The organism is Derxia lacustris, assembly GCF_002105195.1.
In the GTDB taxonomy this organism is placed as follows: Bacteria; Pseudomonadota; Gammaproteobacteria; order Burkholderiales; family Burkholderiaceae_E; genus Derxia; species Derxia lacustris.
In genome coordinates this window covers 85,551-106,565 of record NZ_MUHU01000013.1, presented here as the reverse complement: position 1 = coordinate 106,565, position 21,015 = coordinate 85,551, and the positions used below count along the sequence as shown (strand labels likewise).

The following is a 21,015-nucleotide window of genomic DNA, read 5'->3' as shown; positions in this document are numbered from 1 at the left end:
GCCGGCCCCGCCACTTCCTCGCGCTCCCGCCATGTTCAGTACCCTGCGTCGACTCCTTGCCCATGAACTCGCCGGCGGCACGCTGCTGATGCTGGCCGCCGTCGCCGGCCTGGTCATCGCCAATTCGCCGTGGAGTGGCCATTACGAGGCGCTGCTCGCGCTGCCGGGCGAGATCCGCGTCGGCAGCTTCGTGCTCGCCAAGCCGGCGCTGGTGTGGGTCAACGACCTGTGGATGGCGGCGTTCTTCCTCTACGTGGGCTGCGAGATCAAGCGCGAGATTCTGGTCGGCCAGCTGTCGTCGGCGTCGCGGCTGGCGCTGCCGGCGCTCGCGGCGCTGGGCGGCATGGTGGTGCCGGCGGCGATCTACGCCTTCATCAATCGCGCCGACGCGCTGGCGATCCAGGGCTGGGCGATTCCGTCGGCGACCGACATCGCGTTCGCGCTCGGCGTGCTCACGCTGCTGGGTTCGCGCGTGCCGGCGTCGCTGCGGGTGTTTCTGACGGCGGTGGCCATCATCGACGACCTCGGCGCCATCGTCGTGATCGCGCTGTTCTACACCGCCGACCTGTCGCTGCCGATGCTCGCCGGCTCGGCCGTCTGCCTGCTGCTGCTGTTCGCGCTCAACCGGCTCGGCGTGCGCGCGCTGTCGGCCTATCTGCTGGTGGGCGCGGTGCTCTGGGTCTGCGTGCTGAAGTCGGGCGTGCATGCGACGCTGGCCGGCGTGGCGACCGCGCTGGCGGTGCCGTTGCGCGACGGCAAGCCGGGCGAGGAGCCGCCGCTCGAAGCGCTCGAACATGCGCTCGCGCCGTGGATCGCCTTCCTCGTGCTGCCGGTGTTCGCCTTCCTCAATGCCGGCGTGTCGCTCGCCGGCGTGAGCGTCGACTCGCTGCTGGCGCCGGTGGCGCTCGGCATCGTGCTCGGGCTGGTGGTCGGCAAGACGCTCGGCGTGCTCGGCGCGAGTGCGCTGGCGGTGGCGCTGGGCATCGCCCGGCTGCCCGACGGCATGCGCTGGTCGCAGCAGCTGGGCGCGGCGGTGCTGTGCGGCATCGGTTTCACGATGAGCCTGTTCATCGGCTCACTGGCGTTTGCCGGCGCCGGCGGCGATTACGAGCAGCAGCTCAAGCTCGGCGTGCTCGCCGGGTCGGTGATTGCGGCGGCACTCGGCTGCGGCGTGCTGCTGCTGGCCGGGCGCGCGCCGGAGGCTGCCGTGGCATCGAGCGCGCCGCAGCGCTGATGTGGGGCGGGCCGGGCGACCCGCCGGCGCTCAGTGCGCCTCGGGATGCGCCGCCGTGCCGAGGATGCGGTCGACCGACGCGATCGCCAGCGCCGACACCAGGAAGGCCACATGGATCAGCGTCTGCCACATCAGCACCTTGGTGTCGTAGTTGGCGGCGTTGATGAAGGTCTTGAGCAGATGGATCGACGAGATGCCGATGATCGCGGTGCTCAGCTTGACCTTGAGTACCGACGCGTTTACGTGCGACAGCCATTCCGGCTGGTCCGGATGACCTTCGAGGCCGAGCCGCGACACGAAGGTTTCGTAGCCGCCGACGATCACCATGATGAGCAGGTTCGAGATCATCACCACGTCGATCAGCCCCAGCACCACCAGCATGATGAGCGTCTCGGTGAGGCGCGGTCCGGCATGGCCGCCGGCGGCGGCATCGGCCAGCGCGGCGAGGCCGGCGCGGCATTCCTCCGAGCCCGGCGTGACCGAGCAGATCAGCGCGACGGCATCGGGTCCGCTGCCCATCGCGGCCTTGAGCAGATGCAGCAGCTCGACCCAGAAATGCACCACATACACGCCCTGCGCGAGGATCAGTCCGAGATAGAGCGGCAATTGCAGCCAGCGACTCGCGAATATCAATCGGGGCACGAGGCCGAGGCGCGGCGCGGTGGCGGGGCTGGAGGAGTCGGTCATGGCCTGTAATAAAGGTGGTTGAAAGGCGGGGCGGATTCTAGCTGTGGCCGAGGGTTGAGCGTCCTACTATGTAAGTGGTGGGTAAGTGGTCAACCCTAGCGTTCTCGCAGGCCGCTGCCACCCTCCTTTTGGCAATGCGTCGCGTCACCCGCACGCGCAGGCCAGCACAAATCAGAAGGTCGCCGCACCGCGCCGAGCGACCTCGATCAAGCAGCTTTCCGCACTCGACCAACCGCCCGTCAACGGAGACATGACATGGGATCGATCGAAACCTCCCTTCAAGAAAACCGCGTGTTCGAGCCCGCTGAAGATTTCGTCAGGCAGGCCCGCGTTTCAGGAATTGCCGGCTACGAGGCGCTGGTCGCCGAAGCCGAGAAGGACTTCGAAGGTTTCTGGGGTCGTCTGGCCAACGAGAACCTGAGCTGGAAGACGCCGTTCACCAAGGTGCTCGACGAGTCGAATGCCCCGTTCTACAAGTGGTTCGAGGACGGCGTGATGAACGCTTCCTACAACTGCCTCGACGTGAACCTGCAGAACGGCAATGCCGACAAGGTCGCGATCATCTTCGAGGCCGACGGCGGCGAAGTCACCAAGATCACCTACCGTGAACTGCATGCCCGCGTCTGCCAGCTGGCCAACGGCCTCAAGGCGCTCGGCTACCAGAAGGGCGAACGCGCGCTGATCTACATGTCGATGTCGATCGAAGCGGTCGTCGCCATGCAGGCCTGCGCGCGTCTGGGCATCATCCACTCGGTGGTGTTCGGCGGCTTCTCGGCCAAGAGCGTGCAGGAGCGCATCGTCGATGCCGGCGCCGTGCTCATCCTCACCGCCGATGAACAGGTGCGTGGCGGCAAGAACATTCCGCTCAAGCCCGCCATTGACGAAGCCATCGCGCTCGGCGACTGCGGCTCGATCCGCAACGTGGTCATCTACCAGCGCACCGGCGGCAAGATCCCGTTCGTCGAAGGCCGCGATCTGTGGCTCAAGGATGTGGTCGCCAACCAGCCGAGCGAATGCGAGCCGGAATGGGTCAGCGCCGAGCATCCGCTGTTCATCCTCTACACCTCGGGCTCGACCGGCAAGCCGAAGGGCGTGCAGCACAGCACCGGCGGCTATCTGCTGTGGGCCAAGCTGTCGCTGCAATGGACCTTCGACCTCAAGCCGACCGACGTGTTCTGGTGCACGGCCGACGTGGGCTGGGTCACGGGCCATACCTACATCGCCTACGGCCCGCTGGCCTGCGGCGCGACCGAGGTGGTGTTCGAAGGCGTGCCGACCTATCCGGATGCCGGCCGCTTCTGGAAGATGATCCAGGACCACAAGGTCACGATCTTCTACACGGCGCCGACCGCGATCCGCTCGCTCATCAAGTCGGGCGGCGACCTGCCGGCCAAGTACGACCTGTCGTCGCTGCGCCTGCTCGGCTCGGTCGGCGAGCCGATCAATCCCGAAGCCTGGATCTGGTACTACAACGTGGTCGGCGGCGCGCGCTGCCCCATCGTCGACACCTGGTGGCAGACCGAAACCGGCGGCCACATGATCACGCCGCTGCCGGGCGTCCACGGCCTCAAGCCGGGTTCGTGCACCCAGCCGCTGCCGGGCATTGCGGCGGCCATCGTCGATGAAACCGGTGCCGACGTGGCGCGCGGCAACGGCGGCTTCCTGGTCATCAAGAAGCCCTGGCCGTCGATGATCCGCACGATCTGGAACGATCCGGAACGCTTCAAGAAGAGCTACTACCCGGCCGATTTCGGCGGCAAGTACTACCTCGCCGGCGACGGTGCGAACGTCGACCTCGACGGCTACTTTTGGATCATGGGCCGCATCGACGACGTGCTGAACGTGTCGGGTCACCGCATGGGCACGATGGAAATCGAGTCGGCGCTGGTCGGCAATCCGCTGGTGGCCGAAGCGGCCGTCGTGGGTCGCCCCGACGATCTGACCGGCGAGGCGATCTGCGCTTTCGTCGTGCTCAAGCAGACCTGCCCGCAAGGTCAGGAAGCGCTGGCCATCGCCAAGGAGCTGCGTGACTGGGTTGGCCGCGAGATCGGCCCGATCGCCAAGCCGAAGGACATCCGCTTTGGCGAGAACCTGCCCAAGACGCGCTCGGGCAAGATCATGCGCCGCCTGCTGCGCTCGATCGCCAAGGGCGAGGAAATCACGCAGGACACGTCCACGCTCGAGAACCCGGCCATCCTCGACCAGCTCAAGCAAAGCCTGTAATCGGTCTGCGGCGGCGGCCCGAGTGTTGGGTTGCCGCCGCGTCCGCCAAAAGGCTGGCAGAGCGCTGATATACTCGCGCGCTTGCCGCGGAGAGATGGATGAGCGGTTTAAGTCGCACGCCTGGAAAGCGTGTGAGGGTTAATAGCCCTCCGCGGGTTCGAATCCCGCTCTCTCCGCCACAAGTCAGTGCCAAGCCGTCCCAGGACGGCTTTTTTCTTGCCGAAAGCCCCCGCTCTCCCTAGGAAGCAGGGGCTTTTTGCTTCCTAAGACGTGTCAGAACGTCCCACTACAGCGCGCGCTGCACGGGTCAGCCCAGGCAACCTCTCATGTCCATGAAAGCCGGAGCAACCCGCGCGTTCTAGCGGGCCGAAGCGCCGGCATCCGACCGTGCCCGTAGCGCCTCATACAACTGCGCTGGGCCGAGCAGGATGTCCTTGAGACCATCCCGCACCCGCTCGGACTCCAGCGCCTGGGTGCTCATGCTCTGGTGCGCTTCGAAGGCATCCATGATGGCGTCCAGCAGCGCCTTGCTCAGGTCGGGCGAGCTGGAGAACTGTTCCTTGCTGTTGCTCGCGGCCTGCCGCACAAGTGTCTCGTTCTCAAGCAGCTTGCCCTTGAGCACGCCGTTCACATACACGAGCTGGTCGTCGTCGGTCAGCTCGCCCTCGAACAGGCCGTTCACCTTCCGGATGATCTCGATGAGATAGGCCTGCTGCTTCGCCTGCACCGCGCCGCTGCCAACCGCGTCCAGCGGCGGCAGCTTGTAGCTGCCGTCCTGGTTTAGGCCCATGGGCTGCTTGCCCTGGTTCTTCAGCGTGTGATGTGTCAGGACCACCTTGCTCAGGTCCACCGTGTCGCGCTCGCGGCCGAAGTCGAGCAGCGGCACAAGCCGCTTGAAGAACAGGAAGCGCTTTTCGATGTCGGTATTGCCGTAGTCGAAGATCTGGCTCAGGAAGGCATACAGGCGCACATACGCGGCCATGTCGTTCTTGAACAGCACGAGGGCATCGAGCGCGTCCTTGGCCACCGTCGCCGCCTTCTCGTCGCCGGCTTCGGCGGCGGTGACCATCTCCTGCTGCGTCGCCTTGTAACGCTTGAGCAGCCGGTCGGCCACGGGCGCGATGGCGGCATCCAGCTGCTTCTGCGTGCCCTGGGGGTCGAGTTCCACCTTGGCAACCCGGTCCACCTCGAAGTCGTCGTAGTGGCCGGCCGCGTCCAGCTTCGCGCGCAGGTCGTACACCAGATGCGGGTCCGTCGCGGCCTCAAGCTCGGCCGTCGCGTAATAGGTCTTGAAGGCCTTCAGGATGTCGCCGGCATCGTTGACGAAGTCGAGGATGTAGGTTGTGTCCTTGCCGGGATGCGCGCGGTTCAGGCGTGAAAGCGTTTGCACCGCCTGGATGCCACCCAGCATCTTGTCGATGTACATGCCGCACAGCAGCGGCTGGTCGAAGCCGGTCTGGAACTTGTTGGCGACCAGCAGCAGGTGATGGTCGGGTTCATTGAACGCGTCGCGGATGTCGCGGCCCTTCAGGCCCGGGTTCAGCTCCTTGCTGGTTTCGCTCACCGCCTGCGGAAAGCTCTCGGGGTCGTCCACGTCGCCCGAGAACGCGACCAGCACGCCCAGCGCGTAGTTGCGCTGGGCGATGTAACCGCGGATGGCCTTCTGCCACCGCACGGCCTCCTTGCGGCTGGCCACCACCACCATCGCCTTGGCGCTCCCGGCCAGCAGCGGTTGCACGTTCTCGCGGTAGTGCTCGACCACGATCTGCACCTTCTGCGCGATGTTGTACGGGTGCAGCCGGACCCACTGCATGATTCCCTTCATCGCCGTGCTGCGCTCCACCTGCTTCTCGTCGTACTCCTGACCGTCGTGCGCCAGCTTGAAGGCGAGCTTGTAGCTCGTGTAGTTCTTCAGCACGTCGAGAATGAAGCCCTCCTCGATGGCCTGCCGCATCGAGTACACGTGGAAGGGCATCGGCAGCCCATCCGGCCCCGGGCAGCCGAACAGCTCCAGCGTCTTGCCCTTGGGCGTCGCCGTGAAGGCGACGTAGGTCAGCCCCTTCACGTTGGCGCGGGTCTCCATCTGCGCGGCCAGCAACGCCTCGGTGTCCACCTCGCCACCGTCCTGCAGGTCGGCCCACTCCTGGGCCGAGAGCAGTTGCTTGAGCTTGGCGGCCGACGCGCCGGTCTGCGAGCTGTGCGCCTCGTCGGCGATGACCGCGAAGCGCTTGCCCTCGGTAGCGGCCAGTTCCTGCACCGCCTCCAGCGCGAACGGAAAGGTCTGGATGGTGCAGACGATGATCTTCTTGCCGTCCTTCAGCGCCTGGCCAAGCTGGGCGCTCTTGCTGCCGTGCTCGTTGGTGATGCTGGCCACCACCCCCGTCGTGCGCTCGAAGTCGAAGATGGCCTCCTGCAACTGCGCGTCGAGCACATTGCGGTCCGACACCACCAGCACGCTGTCGAACACCTTCCGGTGGTCGGCGTCGTGCAGGTCGGCCAGGAAGTGCGCGGTCCAGGCGATGGAGTTGGTCTTGCCCGAGCCGGCCGAGTGCTGGATCAGGTAGCGCTTGCCGGCCCCGTTGGCCAGCACGTCGGCCACCAGCCGCCGCGTCGCGTCGAGCTGGTGGTAGCGCGGAAAGATCACGCTCCTGAGCTGCTTCTTGTCGTCGCGTTTGCCGATGCAGTAGCGGTGCAGGATGTCGAGCCAGCTCTCGCGTGCCCAGACCTCTTCCCACAGATAGGCGGTGGCGAAACCGTCGGGATTGGGCGCGTTGCCGGCGCCACCGGCATTGCCCCGGTTGAACGGCAGAAAGGTGGTGGCCGGCCCGGCGAGGCGCGTGGTCATCATCGCTTCCGACTGGCTGACCGCGAAGTGCACCAGCGCGCCACCCGGAAAGCCCAGCAGCGGCTCCGTCACGCCGCCCTTGGGCGCCGGGTTGCGGTCGAAGCGGTACTGGTCGACGGCGTCATGCACGCTCTGCGTGAAGTCGCTCTTCAGCTCGGCCGTCGCCACGGCGATGCCGTTGAGGTAGAGCACCAGATCCAGCTCCGCCTTCGGGTTGTTGGGCGAGTGCGCGACCTGCCGCACCACCCGCAGGCGGTTGGCCGCGTAGCGCGCCTGGGTGGCCGGATTGATCGCCAGCGCCGGCTTGAACGGCGCCAGCGCCAGCGGCTCCTTCAGGCCCAGCATCTCGACGCCACGGCGCAGCACGTCGAGGGTGCCGCGCTCGTTGAGGTTCTTGCGCACGCGCTCGGCCAGCACGCTGGCCAGCGCGGCGCCGTGGGTCTTGGTCAGGCGCTGGAAGCTGTCGGGCTGCGTGGCCTCGACCCAGGCGAGCAGGTCGGGCAGGAACAGGCCGTGGGTGCGGTCGCACAGCGCGGCGTCGCCGTCGGCATGGAGCCAGCCGTGGGCGGCGAGGTGCTGGCAGATTTCCGCTTCGAAGTGGTGTTCCTGATGCAGGTTCATGAGCACAGGGCTTTCAGGCGTTGCAGGACCAGGCCCGCGCGTTCGGGTTCGGCAATCAGGCCGGGCAGGGCGTTTGCAAAGTCGGGGTTCGCCAGCAGCGGTTTGAAGGCGGCGGCCACGGCGGCGCGCAGGTCGGCCGGCGCGTCGGCCATTTCGCCGAGGAGTTCTTCGCGGCCGTCGACAATGTTGAGCACGTCTTCGAGGTCGTGGCTGGCCATGAAGTCGCCGCCGCCCCGGCCCGCATAGGCTTCGAGCTTGGTCGCGATGAAGGCCACGGCGCGGACCAGCCGGATGGTGATGTCCGGGCCCAGCTCCACCGGTTGCGCCGTCTCGACCGCGTAGGGGTACCAGCGGTTGGAGAAGCCCAGCACCTCGGGCTGCATCGGCATCAGGTCGAAGAGCACGCCGGACTCCCTGTGCACCCAGCGGCAGATCACGTCGCTGGTCACGTCGCGCGCGAATCCGCGCTGCGCGACCGCTTCCTCGATGCGCTGGAACAGCAGGCGGTTGGCGTTGACGACGGCGTCCACGTCGCGGGTGGCGCGCACGCCGTCGGAGAGCGGGTCGGTCACCAGCAGCCCGGCCACCGCGCCGCCCACGAACACCACCTGCTCGCGCAGGTCGCCCAGCGCCTCGGCAATCCGGCGCAGGTGGGGCAGGTTGGGGTCATCGGCCCGCATCGCTCGCTCCCGCGCTGGACTGCATGAGTTCGGCTTCCATTAGCGTGGCGGCGAGGCTGCGCTCGCGCGCGCGCCCGGTGCGCAAGGCGTCGAGCAGGGCCAGCAGACGATGCAGTGCCGGGTCGGCCAGCGCGGCCTGGGGCGCGGTGCGATAGAGCGGCGACAGCGACGGGCCCTTGGCCTTGCCCTCGGGATGCGCCCACACCGGCGCCTCGCCCGGCGCCGCCGTCAACTGGCTGGCCAGCGGCTCGGTGCCGAAGGCCGTCGGCACGCCGCGCTTCACCGGCCCGGCCGTGGCAGGCCAGATGTAGCGCGCGCCGTGCAGCACGAATTCGAGCAGGTTGGGCTGCACCGGCGACCACTCGCCGCGCGCCGGCGCCACGGCCAGACCCGAGGCCACGGCTCGTTTCACGCTCGCATGGGCTTCGGAGGCGCTCATGGAGAGCGCTTCGCCGAGCGCCGCATAGGTCCAGCGCTGCGGCGGATGGGCCGCCACCTTGAGCAGGAGCAGCAGGTCTTGAGGCTTCAGTTCCATCGGGGCCTTCGCAGATATTCGCTATTCGCGAATTGCGAATATTGCCGAGGCGGGGGTGATTGGCAAGGAGGCTTGCCGCGCTGCCGCTGGGGTGGGAGTCGCGCGGGATGGCGGGTTGGGGCGGCTGGAGGAAGGGGCGGCGAGGGGGGCGCCGCCTTCGCCTGCGTAGGCAGCCGGTGGCACTCGTGCTCGCAGGCGGCGGTTTGGCACTTGCCTTTGGGCGTTTTGGGAATGGTGTGTGCCTTGCCAGCGACGATTCTTATTCGGCGATTTCGGCAGGAACGGCGGCTGATGTATTCACGACGCCGCGCACATCAATTTGGCCGGTGACGGCTGCGGCGATTAGGGCGGAGCGGCGTTCTTGAAGCAGTGTCACGCCGGCTGCTGCGGTCTGCGCGAGTGCAATGAGTTTGTTTATCGCCGAATCAAGAAAATCAACGATTGCTTGTTGTTCTGCGCGCGGCGGGCAGGCCACCCACAGTTCGCGAATGTTCTCCAGGCTGAGGCCCTGCTTAAGTCCGTACTGGGAAAGCTCCATTTGGGTCTGCCCGACACGGCTCTTAAGTGCGAGCGCCAGAAAACGCCCATTGATGTGTTCCGAGGGGCGGACGAGACACAAATGCTGATTGACATAGGCCGGCTCTGACAGCGATTCACAAAGAGCCACGTTTCCGGTCTTGGCACCCGTGATGCAAATCACCACGTCACCTTGATTCAACCGTGTTCGCGCCGCTTCTACGTCGTCACCGACATTCACACGTTTGGCCGTTTCAAGCTCCAGTCCAAGCGAGTCGTTCAGGTCGCCGCTTTGGATAAACAAGCTGCCGCTTTCCGCAATGCGCTCTGACCATCCGCGCGGGCCGCTTGTCGTGAATTGACTGAGCGCCTTGACTCGCACGATGTCCCAATGCGCCGGCACTTCCCCCAACCACGCTTCACCCGAATTCTTAATCGGCACGTTGGGGTCGAGGCCCTTGGTGACGGCATGGGAGATGGTGGCCTGGCGCTTTTCGGCCAGCAGGGTGATGAGCTTTTCCTGCTCGGCAATCAGCGCATCAATCTTGGTAGTCTCGCGGTCGAGGAATGTAGCGATGGCGGCTTGCTCCTCATGCGGGGGAAATATCCAAGTCCGCGCGAGAGTCTCCGATACCTTAATGAACGGTTGAGCGGTACCACCTCGTTCCCACCAGTCTTCTTGATTTGTCAAATACCAGAGGAAATCCCGGCTGGCATTTTTTAGTGGAAAAAGACAATGAGTATTGGCGACCACTCCCCATTCGCCATCCGCCTTAAATGTCTTTCCGCACCGTGCGCCAACAGCACTCAAGACAATTCCCGGTGCCGAATACATGGGTTCGGAAATCCAAACATCTTGACCAGAAGCACTAAAAGCTGGGAATAGGCCTTCGGCTGGTTCTAACGGGCATTCCCCTTTGATAAGGGTGCCTCCGGCTCTGGATGTAATCCATCGTTTTGCAGCACAGGTTTGCCAATGACTCGGCACAAGTCCAAGCGATTCCACACCGCTATCCCTGTACTCCCTATACCTAGGCAGCTTCATTCCGCCAACTCCCCCAACATCTTCATGATGCTGGCCGTCACCGTCTTCAATTCCTCGTCAATCGCATGCAGGCTGCGCGGCGGCTCAAATACATAGAAATGCCGGTTGAACGGAATCTCGTAGCCGACCTTGCTCTTCTCCTCGTCGATCCACGCATCAGGCGCATGCGGCAGCACCTCGCGCTTGAAGTAGGCGCCGATGTCCTCGGCGAGCGGTACGTTCTCGGTGTCGCGCAGCGCGCTGTCGGGCTGGAGCTTGCCCTTCTGCTTGCCCTTGGTGCCGACCACCACCTTGCCGGCCTCGTCGCGCAGCGGGCGTTCGACCGTGATGGTCGTGTAGCCGAAGTCGCGGTTGCGGAAGATGCGCGCGATGGGCACGCGCTTGATGCGGCCGCCTTCCGGCGCCTCCGGCGCGCTGTCCTTGCGCGTGACCAGCACCGGCTCGCCTAGCGCCTGCCCGGCGGCGTCGAACACCGTCACCAGCTCGGCCTCGGTGAAATCGCCGAACAGCCGCGTGACGGTGGCGATGTGCTCGTCGCTCATCTCGCGGCGCTTGCTGCCGAGGCTCTTGCGCATCTTCTGCCAGTAGCCGCTCGCATCGATGAGCTGCACCTGGCCCTCACGGTACCTCGGCTTGCGGTTGGACAGCACCCACACATAGGTAGCGATGCCGGTGTTGTAGAACATGTCGGTCGGCAGGCCGACGATGGCCTCGACCAGGTCGTTCTCCAGCACGTAGCGGCGGATTTCGCTCTCGCCGCTGCCGGCGCCGCCGGTGAACAGCGGTGAGCCGTTCAGTACGATGCCGAAGCGGCTGCCGCCGTCGGCGGCCGGGCGCATCTTGCTCAGCAGGTGCATCAGAAAAAGCATCGAGCCGTCGCTGACGCGCGGCAGGCCGGGGCCGAAACGGCCGTCGAAGCCCTTCTGCTCGTGCTCCTGGCGCACCTGCTTCTCGACCTTCTTCCATTCCACGCCGAAGGGCGGGTTGGACAGCATGTAGTCGAATTTCCGGCCGCCGTGGCCGTCGTCGCTCAGCGTGTTGCCGGCGACGATGTTGGCCACGTCCTGCCCCTTGATGAGCATGTCGGCCTTGCAGATGGCGTAGCTCTCGTCGTTGAGCTCCTGACCATGCATGGTCAGCCGCGCCTGCGGGTTGTGCTCGGCCAGGAATTCGCCCGCCACCGACAGCATGCCGCCGGTCCCGGCCGTGGGGTCGTAGAGGGTACGGACCACGGCATTGCCGGCGGTGAGCACCTCGTCGTCCTCGATGAACAGCAGGTTCACCATCAGGCGGATGACTTCGCGCGGCGTGAAGTGCTCCCCGGCCGTTTCGTTGGAGATTTCCGCGAACTTGCGGATCAGCTCCTCGAACGCCGCGCCCATGCTGGCGTTGTCGACCACGTCCGGATGCAGGTCGATGTTGGCGAACTTCTCGGTGACGAGGTAGAGCAGGTTGGCCTTGGCCAGCCGCTCCACCTGGGTGAAGAAGTCGAAGCGCTCGAAGATGTCGCGCGCCGCCGGCGAGAAGGCCTGCACATAGGCGTAGAGGTTCTGCCGGATGTGGTCCTGGTCGCCGAGCAGCTTGACGAGGTCGAGCGGCGAGGTGTTGCAGAAGCGCTGCCCGGCCTTGCGCAGCAGGAAGGGTTCCGGATTCAGGCCGGCCTTGGTCTTGGCCTCGAACTCGGCGAGCACGGCGGGCTTGGTGGCGGCGAGCACGCAGTCGAGCCGGCGCAGTACGGTGAACGGCAGGATGACGCGGCCGTATTCGGACTGCTTGTAGTCGCCGCGCAGGAGGTCGGCGACCGACCAGATGAAGGAGGAAAGGGCTTGATGATTCATCTCAGGGGCCCGATGGGCGGCGATGTTCTTTGAGCGCAGGCGGTCGGGGACGTGAACGGAGATCGTCCGGCGCGCCGCAGCGGGGGCCGGATTCTCGCTCTTTCCCGGATTGCGCCGGCCAGACCCCAGGTGGCCGCCGCGTCGCTTGCCGCCCCCTCAGGCCATGCGCGCCATCACCGACGCCGACACGGTCTGCCCCAGAAAGCTCTCGGCCGCGCCCGACAGCTTTTCCTTCGCCTCGTCCTTCAGGCTGAGGTCGAAGTAGATGCCGAGCCGTGATTCGCTCGTGAGTTCGAGCGGGCTGGCCTTGCACAGCTCGAAGGCCTTGGTGCGCAGCGGCGACAGTTGCGCCGCCTTGGCCTGGTACTGCGCCTGCCACGATTGCGCCGAGGTGGCCAGCTTGGCGCGAATCGACGTGGCGAAGCCGGTGTTGGCGATCAGGCTGCTCTGCGTCGCGCTCACCAGGTAATGGCAGCCGAGGATGGGCGCGGCGGTGAACAGCGCCGAAGGGTTCACGTCATGCGCCGGATCGGCGGTGATTCTTGCCAGCAGCGCATTGCCGCGCATCAGCATCCGGCACTGGTTGACGAGGCCGGCGACCTTGATGCAAAGCTTTGCAACCGCCGTCGCGATGCCCGACACCAGACTCGCCGCATGGCCGGTGAACACCAGCCCGGCGACCGACACGCCGGCGTTCACCGTCTCCATCGCGGCGTCGGCGATGCCGCTGCGCAGCTCGTCGTCGATGGTGCCGAGGATGGCGGTGCGCGCTGCCGTCGAGAAGCGGTTGCGCTCGTCGAGCGCGCCGGCGGCCCGCACGAGGCGGCGCCGCTCGATCGCCGAGCGCACCACGCCGCCGACGGCCAGCAGCATGCTGGCGCAGGCCTTGATCTGGCCGATGAAGGGCAGGATCGCCGCGACGATGCCCTTGACGAATTCGACGAACACATTGGGCAGCAGGTCGAACAGCAGATTCACCAGCGCGTCGATGGCCATGCCCATCGCGCCGAGCAGCGGCTGGAAGGCATCGACCAGCGCTTCCTTGAGGCTGGTGAACACGTCGATCAGGCGCTGGAAGGCGCTCTTGAGCGCGCCGAGCATGGCGGTGCCGCCGTCGCGGATCACGCGTGCAACCGCGATCACCGCATCGACGATCGGGCTGCTGGCGGTGGCGAGTACCGGGCCGACTTCGCTCGCGGCCTCGTTGGCGGCGTCGCGGATCTCGCAGGCGGCGTCGCGCAGGCCGCTGAGCTTGAACGCCAGCTTGCGGCCGCGGAACAGCTCGTTGAAGTCGCCGCCGTTGCGGGCCTGGTTCATCGCGGCGAGCGCGATATTGATGGCTTGGTTGCCGGACATCTGCGGTTCTCCAGGAAAGGGAGCGTCGGTCGGTGAAAGGGGCTCAGGCGTCCTGTTGCACGCCGAGCAGACGGAACAGCCGGTTGATGTCGCCTTCCTCGCGCAGCATTTCCTGCATGAGTTCGGGCAGGGGCAGACGGCCCCAGTTGACGGCGCGGCGGATGAGGTAGGGCGTGGGGCTGTGCGGCTCCACCTGCTGCAGGTAGTCGGCGATGGCTTCGAGCGAGCGGTAGGCCGCCGCGCGCGAGGGCCAGACGGTGGCGCCGGTACTCCATTCGGCCAGCTCGGCGGCGGCGGGCAGGGCGGCCAGCGCCGAGAGCGTGGGCGGCTCGGCGAGCGGCGGCTCGGCGGGCGTGGCGGCCTGGGCGGTTTCCGCCGGCGTGGCGGCGGCACCGGGCTGGACGGGCACCGCGTCAGGCGGCGCGGCGCGATCCGCTGTCGCGGCGCTCGCGCCGTCGGTCTGCGCCAGCACCGGCGCGACCGCGGCCGTCACCGGCGCAACCACCGGCGCCGCCTCGGCCGGCAGCGCATCGGCGGCATGGCGCAGCCGCGCCAGCATCTCGTCGACGCGGCGCAGGCTCGGGCTGTCGGCGCCGAGATGCAGATCGAGGCTGGCGCCGAGCCGGGTCCACAGCGCGGCGGCTTCGGCGAGCCGCTCGCGCAGCCGGCGCAGATGGGCGCCGTTGCCCGAGCGGCCGGCCAGCGCGATCAGCGCATCGCGCGGCGGCAGCCGTTGCTCATCGCTCAGGTCGGGATGATCGGGCCGGCCTTCGGCCTGCCGCTCCCAGTCGTCGAGCGACAGGCGCGGCGGCTTGCGGCCGGGCAGCGGCAGGATCGCCAGATGCAGCCGCAGCAGCAGCGGCAGCGTCTCGTTGAGCCAGGCGAAGGGCGCGACGCGGGCATCGCAATCGCCGTCGTCGATGCGCGGATGCAGCCCGGCCCAGAAGTTGTCGACCAGCCCGCAGAGCAGCCGCAGACCCTCGACCAGCCCTTCGGCCTGACGCAGATGCACGGCCGACTCCAGCCACCAGGCGGCGATCTGCAAATCCTTGCTGCGCGTGACCAGCTGCTGGGTGCAGAGCGCATTGACCTGCGGCCAGTCGGCGAGCTTGAGCGGACGTTCCCAGTCGCCCATCGGCAGGCTGGGGTCGTCCTCTTCGCGCGCCTGGCGGATGCGGGTCATGACCGCGTCGTAGCGCAGCGACGGGCCGCAGCCGTCGCCCTCGGGCAGCGGGCGCAGCAGCCGCGCGAGGCTGTCGTAGTCGAGCGCGGCATCGGCAGGGGCCTCGGCGGCCGGGGCAAGCAGGGTGTCGTTCACGGCAGGAACTCCTCGGGGGCGCGGCTCGGGAAGGCGCCGGGCCAGGCGAGCGGCAGGCGCTTGCCGGCCGCGCTGACGGTCAGCCGCACATACACGCGGGCGCGGGTTTCGGTGCTGGCGCCGGCCGGCGTGTCGGCCTGCACCGCGAGCGGGAATTCAAACCGCAGCAGCTGGCCGCGCACATCGCCGCGCGTGCCGCCGGCGGCCTCGCGGTATTGCGCCAGCAGGCTCATCAGCGCCCAGCCGTCGCTCTGGCGCAGGCTGACGCTGCGGTTGCCCACCTGCAGCCCGGGCTGGCGCTCGTCGGCCAGCGGCTGGGCCGGGCCGTCCTTGGCCAGCCGCCAGTTGAAGGCGATCGGCTGGCCCGGCTCCCAGCGCAGCGGGCGCGGCGCATCGCGCCAGCCCAGGTGCTGGCCGCCGACGTCGATGCTCCAGTCGATGATCTTGTTGCCCTCGATCTCGCCGGCCGGATTGGCGCGGAACTCGACGCTCAGGTCGTAGCCGGGCGCGACATCGTCGGCCGGGATCAGCGGTTGCAGGAAGCCGCGCACGCGCTCGAACTGGTCGAGGAAGCGGCGCGGGCCGGCGGCGCTGGCGGCACGCGGATCGGCCGCCAGATCGCGCAGCGCGCGCTGGGCCCGGTCGTAGGCGCCGAGCAGGCCGGCGATCTCGTCGGCATCGAGCGCCGGCGCATCGGCGGCGCTGCCCGGGCCGGCAAACGGCGGCCGGCCGGCGATGCTGCGGTTGAACAGGCCGGCAAAGCTCTGCCAGGCCTCGCGCTGCTCGCGGTTGCGCAGCTCGCCGCAGCGCTGGCGCAGCGCCAGCACCAGCTGCTGCTGGCGCTGGGCAAAGAAGTCGCCGCTGCGCGCGAAGGTCACGCGGCCGAGGCGTTCGGCGCAGTTGCCGCCGTCCACGTCGCCGCCCATCGTGCCGAGGAAATTCTCCAGCGCGAGCAGGCTGCTGTTGGGGTTGTGCAGCCGGTAGCGCTCCAGGTCGCGGCCGATCGCGCGCCATTGCTCGGTGCTGCCGGTGGTCGCGAGCAGCAGATCGGCCTCGGCCGACAGCGCCTCGACGCGGGCGCGCTGCTGGCCCAGATAGGCGCCGAGCGCGGCAGCGTCGGGCATGCCGAAGGCCACCAGCACCGGCCCCTTCTCGCCCTGCCAGCCGCGGAAGCCGCCGTCCTGCGGCGTGTACAGCTCGGCGCGGTCGAGCAGGTTGTCGAGCCGGCGCAGCCGCGCCGCACTGTCGCGCGCCAGCACCATGCGCAGCTGCTCGTTGAGCGCGCGGGCGCCGAGTTCGTCGAGCAGCAGCTGCACCCGCGCAAGGCGGTTGCGCTCGGCATCGAGGGCCGCTGGCGCGCCGTCGCCGAGATGGCCGCCCGGGATCAGCGCCGCCGCCAGCTGGTCGCCGACGAAGGCCGCGAGCTGTTCATCGACCAGGCGTTCGGCCGCCGGCCGCACATCGGCCGGAAAGCGCGGCAGCAGCTCGGCCTGGGCGCGCTTGCGCAGATCGGTCGCGGTCAGCGCCTGATCGAGCCGGGTCACATCCCAGGCCACCAGCGCTTCGCTGCCGACGCTGGCGAACTGGTCGTCGGCCGCATGGCCGGCCCAGGGCTGGGCCAGCAGATCGGCGAGCGCGCCGCGCAGCGCCACGATGGCGGGCGCGATTTCCCAGCGCGCTTCCTTGTCGTTCCAGGCCACGTCGGCGAGCTGGTCGGCATGCACCGCCTGGGCGACGTTGGCGGCGAAGGCCGGATAGCCGGCGTCGAGTTCGTCATGCGCCACGCGCACGCCGTCGGCGCCGAGCAGGTAGGACGCGTTGACCCGCGCCAGCGCCCGATCCCAGGCCGGGCCGGGCTGGAAGCCGGGCTTGCGCAGCCAGCCGCCGCCGCCGTGGGCGATGAGCGCATTCAGGCCGTCGAGCGTGGCCTGCAGCTCGCGCCAGGCTTGCAGCTGGTTGCCGGGCGCGGCGGCCTCGAGCGCGGCGAGCCGGTTGTTGACGTCGCGCAGCGCGCCGACCAGATCGTTGCGGTCGAAGGCGCGTTCGCGCAGCGCCACGATGAGCCGGCGCTGGCCGCATTGCAGCGCGCCGGCCAGCGCGCGCGTGCCGAGGCTGGCGCGGCCGGCGGCGGCGGTGCGGAACAGCGTCGCCGTGTGATCCGAGCTGCCCGGCACCTCCACGCCGTAGAGCAGCCGGATCGCGAGCGCCAGATCGCGGCCGTCGGCCGGCCGGCGCGCATCGAACAGCCGTTGCAGCGCCAGCGTGGCCTGGTCGAGCTGCTCGACCGCGCTCAGGTAATCGAGCCAGTCGGTGAATTCGCGCAGGTCCTCGAAGCCGAGCGTGGGCTGGCCCGGGCGCGCCACGCGCTCGGCCAGCCAGGGCGAGTTGCCGCAGGGCGCGCCGATGATCGGCTCGCCGGTGCTCGGGTCCTGCGCCACGCCGCTCAGGCGCGCGCCCTGGTCGTACAGGCTCTGGCGCAGGCTGGCCACGGCCACTTCGGCAAAGCTGTCCTCGAAGCGCTGGCGCAGCCGCTGCGGCAGCGGATCGAAGATCGGCCAGGAGCCGGGCATGAACACCGACCACAGCCGCCGGTTGTCGAGCTGGCCCATCAGATGCACCAGCGCCAGCGTGCGCCGGCGCCGGGTCTCGGCGGCCTGGGTCTGGCCCTCGCGCGCGGCGCGCAGCTGGGTTTCGCTGTCGGCGTCGAGGCTGGCCAGCACTTCCTGCAGGCGCGCGCTTTGCGCATGGACGATGACCGTCGCCGCGCACAGGCCGAGCGCCCAGGCGCCGGCGATGCCCCAGGCGGTCCAGCGCAGGCCGCGCCCGAGCGCCGGCCGGCCGAGCGTCTGCGTGCCCGACGGGCGGGTCAGGCCGATCTCGGCGAACACCTTCTGCTCGAACAGGTCGCGCAGAAACACCGGCTGGCGCGCGCTGGCGGGCAGCGCGGCGGCCTCGGGCGCATCGGTGGCGGCGAAGTCGTCGCCGTCGGCCATGACGCCGCGCGCGACGATCTGCGCCGCCTCGCTCGCATCGCCGCAGAAGTAGAGGCCGCGCAGCAGAAACGGCTCGTGATAGCTGCTCGGCCGCATCAGCTCATCGACATAGAGTTGGAGCTGGGGCCGCAGACCGTCGATGCGGCTCGGCAGCAGGAAGTAGTCGGCGGCACCGTCGTCGCCGGCCAGCCCGGCAAACAGCTCGGCCGACGAGTCGGTGACGGTGCGCACGGTCTGGCGCACCGCATCCTCGACCCAGTCGGGCCGGTAGTTGATCGACAGGTCGTAGGGCGAGGACCAGCCGAGCATGCCGCCGCGCAGCAGCTCGGGCAGCGCGCGCGACCAGGCCGGAAAGCCGGCGATGCGCTCGCAGCCCGACACCACCACGTACAGGCCAAAGCGCATCGCGAAGCGGTTCTGCGCCAGCCACAGCCGGCGGTTGGCGCGCTTGGCGAGCCGCGCCAGCTCCAGCCGCGCATCGGGATGGCTGTCGAGCAGCAGCGCCGCCGGCACCGTGAGCACGATGGCGTCGAACGGCCGCTCGGGCCGGTAGTCGCGGCACAGGCCCAGGAACTCGTCCCAGGGCCGCTCGTTGCCGTCGTCGCTGTCGGCGCCGCCGAGGCAGGCGCCGAGCACATCGACCGCCACGCCCTTGTCGAAGAAATGCCAGCTCAGGCCTTCGGTCGCGGCGCTGCCGGCGGCATCGGTGCCGAGCGCGCTGGCGATGCCGGCCTGACCCAGCGGCAGCATCGCGTCGCCATTGCCTTCGTCGAGCACCAGCACCCAGGGCAGGTTGTAGCGCTGGGCCCGCGTGGCCAGATGCGCCTCGATCAGCTCGACCGCCTGGCGGAAGGAATTGCGCAGCGTGTCCGAGCGCAGCCGGGTGGCGCCCCGGCGCTTGACGGCCGGATCGTCGTTGCGGGTGGCGGCGCGCACCACCAGCGCCAGCACCAGCAGCACCAGCACCACCAGCACCAGCAGCGCGATCAGCACCAGCTGATCCTTGAGGAACAGGACGGCGCTCATTGCGGGTTCTCCGGATGCAGCGATTGCGCGCTGCCGTTCATGGCCTGGCGCAGCGGCCAGGTCGGCCAGAGCCAGAGCAGCTCGGACACGGTGAGCAGGCCCAGCAGGCCGATCAGCCACACCACGGCCCAGCGCGCGACGCGGCGCTGGCGGCGCGGCGCCAGATGCGACGGCGTGTTGGCATAGGCCTGCGGCGCCAGCAGCTGGCCGCGCTCGCCGATGCCCGGCTCGCGCTGGTAGACGAACTGGTAGAGCTCGCCGCGCAGGCCGCGCAGCGTGGCGGTGGCGCCGTCGGCGCCGCGCAGCCGGCCCTCGAAGCCGAGCGCCAGCGCAAACAGATAGAGCCGCGCGAGCGGGCGCGCCGCCGGTTCGCGGTCGGCCAGCAGGCGCTCGATCGCATCGAGCACGCGGTCGCCGGCGACGCTGGTCTGGAACAGCGCGGCCTCGAGCAGATGACCGGGCCAGACCGCGCGCCCGGCCCAGGGCCGGTTGAGCAGGATTTCATCGGCCAGCGCGGCCTTCAGGTAGCGCAGCTGCTCGGCATGGCCGCTGGCGCTGCGGCCGGCGCCGCGCCGCGCCTGCATGTCCTGCAACTCGATCAGGTTGCGCAGATGGTGGTGCAGCTGGCGCGCGGCGGCGTCGGCGGCGGTCGGGTCGTCCGACTCGCCGGCCTGCCGGCGGGCGCTGTCGACTTCCTCGTAAAAGCGGCGGAAATCGGCGTCGAGTTCGTCGCTCAGGGCTTCGATGGCGAGGCTCATTCGGCGCCTTTCACAAACAACGCCAGCTCATGCGGCCGGCGCGCGGCGGCGGTTTCGTTGGCATTGGCGATGCGCAGCGTGCCGCCCTGGGCGAAGGCGGCGGCGTCGATCTGGAACAGCGTGTAGCCGTTGCCGCCGCGCAGGCCCAGCTCGGGCGCGGCCTCGATGCGGCCGCGCGCGGCGCCCAGCACCCGGCGCTCGCGCAGCGAGGTCCAGTCGGCATCGCTGCCGATCACGGCGGCTTCCATCCAGGCCACCAGATCGCGCTCGGGCTGGCCGCGCAGGCCGACCACCAGCCGCTTGCCGGCCAGCCCCGGCGCGATGCCGCGCGTGAACACGCCGTCGGCCAGGCTCAGCGGCAGCAGCCGGTGTTCCAGGCTCACCTCGCCGAGCGCGTCCTCGATCGCATCGAGCAGGGTGTCGAAGGCGGCGCGCGGCGCGTCATGCCGATAGGCCGGCGGCAGCGCGGGCAGGGCGCCGGCGCGCAGCGAGGCCAGCGGCCCGAGCGCGGCGCAGAGCGCCAGATAAAGCGTGTGCGGATGCAGCGGCTGGGTCTGGAGCACGGCTTCGAGCGCGGTGAGCGGCGCCAGCAGCGCGCCGAGCCGGGCCCGGTCTTCGAGCATCGCGAGCCGGTCTTCGAGCCGCGACGACGGCAGCTGGCCCTGGCGCGCCAGATAGGCCGCCTTGGCGCGCCATTGGCGGCACAGCGTCCAGGCGCGCTGATACGGCGCATGGCGTTCGGCCAGCCGCAGCAGCGGCGGCAGTTCGTCGCCGAGCCGGATCTGGCCGTTGTCGCGCACCAGCGTGGCCAGCCGCAGGTGCTGCCACAGCGCGGGCGGCGCGGCGCCGGCGGCCAGATCGAGCATCGGCCGCAGCAGCGGCAGCGCAGTCGGCTCGGCCTCCGAGACTTCGTCCTGCGCCGGCGGCGCGTTCACGCTGCGAAAGCGCGCCGGCGCGGCCGGATCGCGCATCGAGCGCGACCACGGCAGCGTCAGATGGATGTCGAGCGGGCCGGCGTCGAGCGCGGCGGCATGGGCTTCGGTGCGCAGATCGAGTTCGAGCGGCCGGTCGAGCGGATCGCGCGCGTCATGCCAGACGGCGCTGCCGTCCGGCATCACGGCTTCCAGCCGCTGCACCCGCAGCAGGCCGGCGGCGAGCAGATTGGGCTCGATCTCGCACTGCACCACGCCCCAGGCCAGCGGCGCGGCGGCCAGCAGATGCCAGGCATGCAGTCCATCGACGCGGGCCTGGAATTGCTGGAAATGCTGGGGGCTCAGCAGCATGCCTTCATGCCACTGCACACGGTCGGGAATCGCGGTCGGGCTGGAGATCATGATTTC

General features: G+C 68.8%; 13 protein-coding genes and 1 tRNA gene. 3 read left to right on the top strand and 11 right to left on the bottom strand.

Annotation, left to right across the window (positions count from 1 at the left end; all coding sequences use genetic code 11):
• The first annotated feature begins 31 nt into the window (after positions 1–31).
• Positions 32–1,234 (top strand): Na+/H+ antiporter NhaA, encoded by a 1,203-nt coding sequence (gene nhaA / locus B9P64_RS13510; RefSeq protein WP_085316779.1) that lies wholly within the window; start codon positions 32–34, stop codon positions 1,232–1,234.
• Positions 1,235–1,264: 30 nt separating this feature from the next.
• Here nhaA and B9P64_RS13505 read toward each other — a convergent pair whose 3' ends face one another.
• The gene (locus B9P64_RS13505) at positions 1,265–1,921 is read right to left on the bottom strand and encodes a TIGR00645 family protein (protein WP_085316778.1); all 657 of its coding nucleotides are present in this window, start codon (positions 1,919–1,921) and stop codon (positions 1,265–1,267) included.
• A 255-nt stretch (positions 1,922–2,176) separates the two neighbouring features.
• On the opposite strand from B9P64_RS13505, the gene acs reads away from it, so the two are divergent.
• Positions 2,177–4,144, top strand: coding sequence for an acetate--CoA ligase (acs, locus tag B9P64_RS13500; RefSeq protein WP_085316777.1), 1,968 nt, complete (start codon positions 2,177–2,179; stop codon positions 4,142–4,144).
• An 88-nt stretch (positions 4,145–4,232) separates the two neighbouring features.
• Positions 4,233–4,323 (top strand) — tRNA-Ser (locus tag B9P64_RS13495).
• Between the two features lie 179 nt (positions 4,324–4,502).
• Here B9P64_RS13495 and B9P64_RS13490 read toward each other — a convergent pair.
• The 10 genes from B9P64_RS13490 to tssK form a co-directional block, all read right to left on the bottom strand.
• Positions 4,503–7,610 (bottom strand): type I restriction endonuclease subunit R, encoded by a 3,108-nt coding sequence (locus B9P64_RS13490; RefSeq protein ID WP_085316776.1) that lies wholly within the window; start codon positions 7,608–7,610, stop codon positions 4,503–4,505.
• Positions 7,607–8,290: a hypothetical protein gene (locus B9P64_RS13485; protein WP_085316775.1), complete on the bottom strand. Its 684-nt coding sequence runs from the start codon at positions 8,288–8,290 to the stop codon at positions 7,607–7,609. Before B9P64_RS13485 ends, B9P64_RS13490 begins: the two co-directional genes overlap by 4 nt.
• A complete protein-coding gene (locus B9P64_RS13480; RefSeq protein ID WP_085316774.1) occupies positions 8,277–8,825 on the bottom strand; it encodes a hypothetical protein in 549 nt (182 codons plus the stop codon). Before B9P64_RS13480 ends, B9P64_RS13485 begins: the two co-directional genes overlap by 14 nt.
• A gap of 259 nt (positions 8,826–9,084) precedes the next feature.
• Complete coding sequence (locus tag B9P64_RS13475) at positions 9,085–10,176, bottom strand: restriction endonuclease subunit S (protein ID WP_176256837.1); 1,092 nt, start codon at positions 10,174–10,176, stop codon at positions 9,085–9,087.
• Positions 10,177–10,382: 206 nt separating this feature from the next.
• Positions 10,383–12,224, bottom strand: coding sequence for a type I restriction-modification system subunit M (locus B9P64_RS13470; RefSeq protein ID WP_085316772.1), 1,842 nt, complete (start codon positions 12,222–12,224; stop codon positions 10,383–10,385).
• A 156-nt stretch (positions 12,225–12,380) separates the two neighbouring features.
• A complete protein-coding gene (locus tag B9P64_RS13465) occupies positions 12,381–13,580 on the bottom strand; it encodes a hypothetical protein (RefSeq protein ID WP_085316771.1) in 1,200 nt (399 codons plus the stop codon).
• A gap of 43 nt (positions 13,581–13,623) precedes the next feature.
• Positions 13,624–14,898 (bottom strand): type VI secretion system protein TssA, encoded by a 1,275-nt coding sequence (gene tssA, locus B9P64_RS13460; protein ID WP_176256836.1) that lies wholly within the window; start codon positions 14,896–14,898, stop codon positions 13,624–13,626.
• Positions 14,895–18,917 (bottom strand): type VI secretion system protein, encoded by a 4,023-nt coding sequence (locus tag B9P64_RS13455; RefSeq protein WP_085316769.1) that lies wholly within the window; start codon positions 18,915–18,917, stop codon positions 14,895–14,897. The genes tssA and B9P64_RS13455 overlap by 4 nt, the downstream gene beginning before the upstream one ends.
• Positions 18,914–19,675, bottom strand: a complete 762-nt coding sequence (locus tag B9P64_RS13450) for a DotU family type IV/VI secretion system protein (RefSeq protein ID WP_085316768.1) — start codon at positions 19,673–19,675, stop codon at positions 18,914–18,916. The genes B9P64_RS13455 and B9P64_RS13450 overlap by 4 nt, the downstream gene beginning before the upstream one ends.
• Positions 19,672–21,009 (bottom strand): type VI secretion system baseplate subunit TssK, encoded by a 1,338-nt coding sequence (gene tssK, locus B9P64_RS13445; RefSeq protein WP_085316767.1) that lies wholly within the window; start codon positions 21,007–21,009, stop codon positions 19,672–19,674. Before tssK ends, B9P64_RS13450 begins: the two co-directional genes overlap by 4 nt.
• Positions 21,010–21,015: the final 6 nt, after the last annotated feature.